The following is a 7,043-nucleotide window of genomic DNA, read 5'->3' on the forward strand; positions in this document are numbered from 1 at the left end:
TCCGAAGCCAATTCATCTCCCACCTACTCACTTCGCGTTCCTTGAGGAAGGAGTCTTCTTGGCTAAAATGATAAATTTTCCCAACAAGAAATATACAAAGTTTTAATTAGGTTTCTTGAAAAAGGTAATAGTTTAATATTTGTTACTCATATTGAAGAGTTTAAAAATAAACTAGGTGATTATATCTATGAGATTCAAGATATAACTCTCTCAAAATTACAATAAAAGGAGCTAGTCTATGAATAAATATTATATAATTGCTATCTTAAGTATTGCACTTTCTATTGTATTATTTATATTTAATTTTTATCAGACTAAAATAGGAGGAGTAATATTTCCTTTAAGTATAGGAGCAAATATTAAATTTCTAGCTGTTGGTGTATTGAATGAAAGTAAACACAAAAAACACAATTGATTTTGAAGTAAAACGAAGAGTAATTGAAAGTTAGCTTAATACATATTGAGCTCAACAATATGTATTATTACATTAGAATTTGTTATTAACTCAGATTAAATTTTAAAAACTGCATATGGTTTTCATATTAGATTGGAAATCTAACTTCTGATCTATCTAAAGAAAAGACACTTTAAAGCGTCTTTTCTTTATTTTTGTAATTTAGTTGTCTGATGCTTGATAATCATAAATCTTTTCACGAATAGCGGATGCAATAAATTCTTCAATAGAACTGTTCGTTTCTTTTACAATGTTTGTGATTGCATGGTATTCACTGCTTGTTATCGTTACTGCCTTAGTAACACTACTGCTATCTAAATACACGCTATTATTAACACGTCTTGTTAATTTTCCTTCTATTATATAGGGGGTTAAACAATCAATCCATTCTACCTGCATTTGCATTGGTAATTGAATAATGGATTGACGAACATCAAAGTACCAAAAACCATCTTCCTCAGAAACCTTAATATTTCTTGGTGATATATACTGTAGTATTAAGTCAATTAAGTGAAAAATGTTACTTCGCAATTGATTTGATTTAGGAAAACGAAACTTTACAAACTTTTGGTGATGACTTCTTGGTTTATCGGATAAAATATATGCAGGCTTATATCCCATTTTAATTGAATCTTTTAGTGTCATATTGTTTCCAAACTCATCAATAAGCACAATATCCCCGCGCTTCGGAATGGATATAATCCGTGCTAATTTATTACCTTGCATAAATTTTTGGAACAATACTACATTGTATTTCTGTGAGAATGTATACAAAGTATTGGTCTGATCTAATTGCTGTACCAATCCGTGTATTTCTTCCTCATTTACAAATTTAGTCTCACGATTACGATGTTTCTGTATAGTGCAAGTCAATACTCCTTCTTCTATCCACTTTTCAAGTTGATACATGCTCACATTATAATCTTTTGCTGCCTGATATAAGGTAATTCCTTCTGTTTCACGATCTTCTTTGAGCTTTTCTATGTCTTCTCGCTTAAATAAAAAGCTACCATCTAAACGCCAGGTCTCTCGATTAATTGGATTTAATTGTCCTTGTTTCATAAGAGTATTAAAAATGAAGCTACTAATTCCTAAATAAGCTTTTACTTCATTCGTATTCATATTTATTTCCTGTCTTTCAAACATACCTTTTCCTCCTATGTGTAAACTTCTGTTATGTGAAATCAATAATTTTATTATGTAAAGTTAAATTGATAAAAATATATAATGTAAATTTAATTATAACACAATCATAACTTAATTTATTTTTAAAATTATATGAAATTTAAATTCACTTTCTAATTAAATTATCTTTTATATAATTATAAATTAAATAAAAGATAATTTATAAAAAGAATTTGATAATAAGCATAGAAAATAGAACATTTTCTATACTTATCCATTACTTTCATTTTTATAAAATTTAATCTTACTATGTAAATAACTTTGAATGTAATTCAGTTATAATATTAGATATAAAAGAAATTAATATGGAGTTGGATAACAATGGAATTTAAATTAAATACAATTCATAGTGAAACTTATTTAGAAAATATAGAGAAACAAAAACAAAATTTCTCAAACATAATTGCGATATGGAATCAAGATTATATAAATGAAGCTGAATTTAAAAAGGAAAATAACGAAAGAGAAGATTCATATACATATGAGGGATTTTCAGATGAAGAAATATTGTATTACTATTTAAATCGGCAAACACATTTTGACCAAGAAAAACGTATAAAGGATGCATCCAGGACTCTATATGCTCGTGATCTAAGTCAATTTTATTTTTTTATTAAGCAAAGCACAGAGTTTCTGCAGCAAGATGTTAAAGATTATGTAGTCGGCCAAGTTTGGAGGAACTTAAGAAAGCGACATATACGTAACTATCAAAAATGGCTATCCCAGGAGGCAATCTCCTATCAATCAAAAGAAAAATACAAAGCATCTACGATTAGTCGGAAACTTGGTGTGGTCCGTTCGTATTTGAAATGGCTATATGAAATTCAATATATCCAGGAACCTCTTCATGTGGAAATTCTAAGTACTACCGTTAATAAACAACATAAACCAAAACGCGAGTTATCATATGAGGAAGTGAAGCAATTGCTTCATTACTATAAGGATAATGAAATCAATTATGCTTTACTATCGGTTCTGGCTACTACAGGATTACGTGTTGCAGAAGTAGCGCACGCAATGTGGAAAGACCTTGAATATGACGCTATACGTGGACGTTACTATTTAATAGTTGATACAAAGGGAGATAATGAACGGATTGTTTCTATTAATAAGGAGATTTTTAATCGTATTGTTGCGTTTCGAATCCGGAGACGATTACCTGTGGACATTGGAAATAAAAATGGTGAGACTATATTTCAAACAAAGAATCATACTGCTTATAAAGAAAATTATTTATCACAATATATTTCTAAAATCATTAAGGATACAAAGTTACCCTTTACGGAGAATATACGAATCACTCCCCACTTTTTTAGACATTTTTATGTGCAGTACTTATACGACTACAAAGGACTAGCACCTCATGTAATAGCGGCTGCAGTAGGTCATAAAAATGATAGAACTACAAAAGAAAATTACTTAAAGCAAAGACTTACTAAAGATAATGATGCGGGAAATTTAATTGGTGATGATGAATTTTAATGTGTAATTAATATACAATAAATTTAAAATAGGACAAGGTGAAACCGATATTGGTTTCACCTTGTGTTTAAATGGTTTTAAATATTTATACTGCATAGACTTCAATTTTTGTAGGATTAGAAAAGCGGCGTTCTAATTCTTTTTTGATTTTTTCAATGGCAAAGAACGCAGAAGATGCATATACAGTGATTACTTTTTTTATAAAAGTATTACCTGTTATTAAAATGTATCTTACTGAATATGATGAAATCATACTCTCACCCTTTCACATATCTATTGTGTTTAAGATATATGCCGATAGGTGTGGATATATTCTCAAAAGATGTATAATAAGTAAGCAAGTGGAGGTTCTGTTGCAAAGTTTTCTAAATGTGGTTACACTCCATCGCCATCTGATGAGTATGCTATATTTGAAAAAGATTCCGATAACTTGTGACCAAGTAAAAAAGCACCCTGTTTACAGGGTGCTTCACTTCTACCTAATGACTAATATTAGCACTTGGGTGTAAAGTTGTTCCTCCAATTGAAACTTTTATTTCATTTGTTAATGGAACATTTTGTTCATTAATAATTGTTCTCCACCATTCCCATGCAAGACCTGTACATTCTCTCGCTACGACTTTTACATTTTTTGAATTCGGTGGAAGTGGTATTACTGTAGAGTAATGAGCCGTTTTATCTTGGTTGTTTCCTTCCCAAGTTTTATGTGTTAATACTTCTTTCCCATTTTGATCATATGAGAATTCATCCCAAGATACATCAAATTGAGCGACATATGCACCGTAATGATCAAGGGTCATTTTCGCACTTGAATATTCTGTAGTTGTAGTCTCAATATAATCTGTATTGTTATGAACAGCAGCAGTTGCGTTATCTTTTAAGAAAGTGCTTGTATATGAAATTGGGTATGCTGGATTTTTAGAACTTAATTCTGCATTATCTTTAATGACATTTCGGATTTCATTAAAATCTTTTGAAACAACCTTGTTATGCTCTTTTGCATCTCCGCCTAATACTACAGCGGTAAAGGTACTGTCTTCAAAAATATCTTTGTACTGTCCACTCGCTTCAACGCCTTGCCCCTTAATTAAGGCTTTAAAGGCAGCTTGTACATCTTTGCTCTTAGATGATGTTTCTAATTTCACATAAACTGTTCTACCATAAGCTACATTTGACACCATAACAGGCGGAGCCGCATTACTTACCCCTTTACGAGTTAGCTCATCAAAAGTAACGCTATTATCAAAAAGATCTGATGGATTGTTAGGTAGTTCTGCACTTACGGTATAAAAGATTTGCTTATATGCCGCAACCATCACTTTTTTCTCTCCATCTGCAATCGCTTTAAAATCAATGTTCAGTGAATTGTCAAGATATTTAGCATTAACATTAAGAGCACTTGCTATTTGAGATTTACTATAAACCATCGATTCTGTATACTGCATTCTTGCAGGTAACGTATGTGTTTTTGAATATTTTTCATTCCAAGTAGATACTAATTCATCTACTGCTCCAGACACATTACCATATGTCGGATTTTGGACAGTAATTGTATTGTCTTTTCTCATGCCAGGTAAGTCTATACTAATATTCAAAGGTTTTCTCTTAGCTACTAACAAACTAGGTTGATTATCTGCAAAAGCTTTATTTGCAAGTTGTACTGCTCCTGGATAAGTACGATTAGCCACAGAATCAATAATTGAAATATCCACCGGTGAAGTAGTAAGTGACTTTTTCTCGCGTTCCACTACTACAAATTTACCATTTGAATTTGTACTTTCTTTCGGAACAAAACTCTCTACTTTATCACCATTTACTGCTAAAACCTCTTGATTATTATACTTAAGATTTCCTATGCCAGTATCAATGTTAATAGCTTTTTTTGTTGCATCAGCTGAATTACTTGTTTTTATTTCAGCGAAGGAAATAGAAGAATAATTAATAGTGCATAAGCCAATTGATAAACATGCTAATAATTTGATTCCTTTAACACCTTTTATAATTTTCAAAAAATTCAACCCCTTCCTTTTTTCGTATTAAGGTATGATAATGCTTTATAAATGATTGCTAAATAATAAACTTACATAAATGTTTTTAAAAGCTCTTGAACTAATGGAATTACTCCACCTAAAAATTTCAATACCGCCATTGCGATTTCCATATTATTTCCTCCTCTTTTGTCGTTGCTAAGATGTGATTTATCTCTATGCTTTCATTATAGTAAGTACTTATATATATATCAACACATTCTGATATGCAATATTACATCTTAAAACCATGTTTTATGCTGTTATAATAGAATAGGTAAATTCTACAGCATTTTTCGATATACTGAAAAGCTAATGAGCATGAGAGTTCCAGTAGGTAAAAAGGGAAAAGAATGTTTATCATTCTTTTCCCTTTTTGTATTTTCATGCACCTCACATATCTATCGTAAGAGAGTACTTGTATACGATTTTTTACTACATTCCTTTTCTTGGTTCTGTTGCAAAGTTTCCGAAGACATAAAGAGATGGGGAATATTGCGGACCAGTTTTATGAAACTATTAATAATTCGTGTAATGCGTTATACGTCGAAAAAACGAAGTTTGGTTGAAGACTTCGCTTTTGTTTGTATATGTCATAGATGTCGATGATCTTACTCGATGATATTATTGAGATACTTTATTGTACGATGAAAGGTATTTTTGTAAAGACAAATCTCCTTATGCGGAAGCTAAAGAAGGAGATTTGTCGTCAGAACCGTTGGTTCTCCAAAAGTTCGAGCTAGTCTTTTCATAAAAGCATATGCTGCTTGTTTGTCTCGTTTTTGACGAAGTTGGATATCAAGTGTTTGTCCCTCTTTATCAATTGCTCGATATAAATGACACCACTTTCCTTTAATTTTGATATAGGTTTCATCCAAACGCCAAGATAACAATGTGTTTTTGTTTTTCTTCTTCCAAATTTGATAGATAAGATTTCCATATTCATGAACCCAGCGCATGATAGTTGTTGTATGAATAGAAATACCACGTTCTTTGAGAATTTCAGACACATCGCGATAGCTTAAAGAAAAACGACAGTTGTAGCCCACAGCTACCAAAATAATATCTTTCTTAAACTGTTTCCCTTTAAAATATCGTATTTGTGATTCCCCTTACTCTTTTTTCTAGACTGTAGTCTCATTTAGAAAACTTTGCAACAGAACGAATTTTATAACGCACTTAAAACAGAAAAAAGGAACCCGTTACGGATTCCCTTTTTTCTTTACAAACCTTTTTCAATTACCAAGGAAAATCAAATCATTTTTTCATTAAATTTTATTACTTTATTTAAGTCTACCATAACCTGCAAAGTGCTGTTGATTATAAGAACTGTTTAAATTAGAATATTCAATACCTTTATCACCAGCATGGATCATTCTTCCATCTCCAACAACAATACCAATATGGGAGATACCATTTTTATATGTATTCTTAAAGAACACTAAGTCTCCTGGTTGCGGATTGCTAATTTTTTGAGCAGAGTTATAGAAACCTGCAGCATCTTGTCTAGCTACTTTATATACATAGGAAATAAATCCGCTGCAATCAAATCCACTTGGAGTTGCTCCACCCCATACATAAGGTACACCAAGATATTTCTTTGCTTCAGCTACATATTTGTTAACAGATATCCAATGTCCATTTTCATCAAATGATTCTTGTTGGCCACCAATGGTAACTTGACCTGTTACCATTGCGCCGCCTTGATTGGCATCTAAGTAATACCATTGATCATTTTCTTGAAACCAACCTGTTTTCATTGAACCATCCGTACTTCCATCCAGATAGTACCATTTATCATTATCCTTTACCCAACCCGTCTTCATCACACCAATTTTATTTGGGTCTGAATCTGTATCTAAATAATAGTATTTTCCTTCTACGTTTACCCAGCC

The 7,043-nt window shown here is 31.4% G+C and carries 6 protein-coding genes and 1 pseudogene; 2 read left to right on the forward strand and 5 right to left on the reverse strand.

What is annotated here, in order from left to right:
* Positions 1-238 precede the first annotated feature (238 nt).
* Positions 239-415: a hypothetical protein gene (locus JDS80_RS30020; protein WP_199640739.1), complete on the forward strand. Its 177-nt coding sequence runs from the start codon at positions 239-241 to the stop codon at positions 413-415.
* 201 nt (positions 416-616) lie between these two features.
* Here JDS80_RS30020 and JDS80_RS30025 read toward each other — a convergent pair whose 3' ends face one another.
* Entirely contained in the window at positions 617-1,600 is a 984-nt protein-coding gene (locus JDS80_RS30025; RefSeq protein WP_199640740.1) for a DNA-binding protein, read from the reverse strand.
* A 360-nt stretch (positions 1,601-1,960) separates the two neighbouring features.
* Here JDS80_RS30025 and JDS80_RS30030 point away from each other — a divergent pair, with 360 nt between their 5' ends.
* Complete coding sequence (locus JDS80_RS30030) at positions 1,961-3,121, forward strand: tyrosine-type recombinase/integrase (RefSeq protein ID WP_071744324.1); 1,161 nt, start codon at positions 1,961-1,963, stop codon at positions 3,119-3,121.
* Between the two features lie 85 nt (positions 3,122-3,206).
* Here JDS80_RS30030 and JDS80_RS30035 read toward each other — a convergent pair whose 3' ends face one another.
* The 4 genes and pseudogenes from JDS80_RS30035 to JDS80_RS31810 form a co-directional block, all read right to left on the reverse strand.
* The gene (locus JDS80_RS30035; RefSeq protein WP_000625960.1) at positions 3,207-3,374 is read right to left on the reverse strand and encodes a hypothetical protein; all 168 of its coding nucleotides are present in this window, start codon (positions 3,372-3,374) and stop codon (positions 3,207-3,209) included.
* Positions 3,375-3,600: 226 nt separating this feature from the next.
* Complete coding sequence (locus tag JDS80_RS30040) at positions 3,601-5,139, reverse strand: thiol-activated cytolysin family protein (RefSeq protein WP_199640741.1); 1,539 nt, start codon at positions 5,137-5,139, stop codon at positions 3,601-3,603.
* Positions 5,140-5,656: 517 nt separating this feature from the next.
* Positions 5,657-6,248, reverse strand: a pseudogene (locus JDS80_RS30045) (IS6 family transposase).
* 183 nt (positions 6,249-6,431) lie between these two features.
* Positions 6,432-7,043: C40 family peptidase (locus tag JDS80_RS31810; RefSeq protein WP_242477463.1), on the reverse strand; the 612-nt coding region annotated here is incomplete at its 5' end.

This window comes from Bacillus cereus group sp. N8 (genome assembly GCF_016483685.1).
GTDB classification, from domain to species: domain Bacteria; phylum Bacillota; class Bacilli; order Bacillales; family Bacillaceae_G; genus Bacillus_A; species Bacillus_A proteolyticus.

Excerpts from the sequence above, each read along its gene's own strand:
- JDS80_RS30020 (WP_199640739.1), top strand. The coding sequence starts at position 239 with ATGAATAAATATTATATAATTGCTATCTTAAGTATTGCACTTTCTATT.
- JDS80_RS30025 (WP_199640740.1), bottom strand. The coding sequence starts at position 1,600 with ATGTTTGAAAGACAGGAAATAAATATGAATACGAATGAAGTAAAAGCT.
- JDS80_RS30030 (WP_071744324.1), top strand. The coding sequence starts at position 1,961 with ATGGAATTTAAATTAAATACAATTCATAGTGAAACTTATTTAGAAAAT.
- JDS80_RS30035 (WP_000625960.1), bottom strand. The coding sequence starts at position 3,374 with ATGATTTCATCATATTCAGTAAGATACATTTTAATAACAGGTAATACT.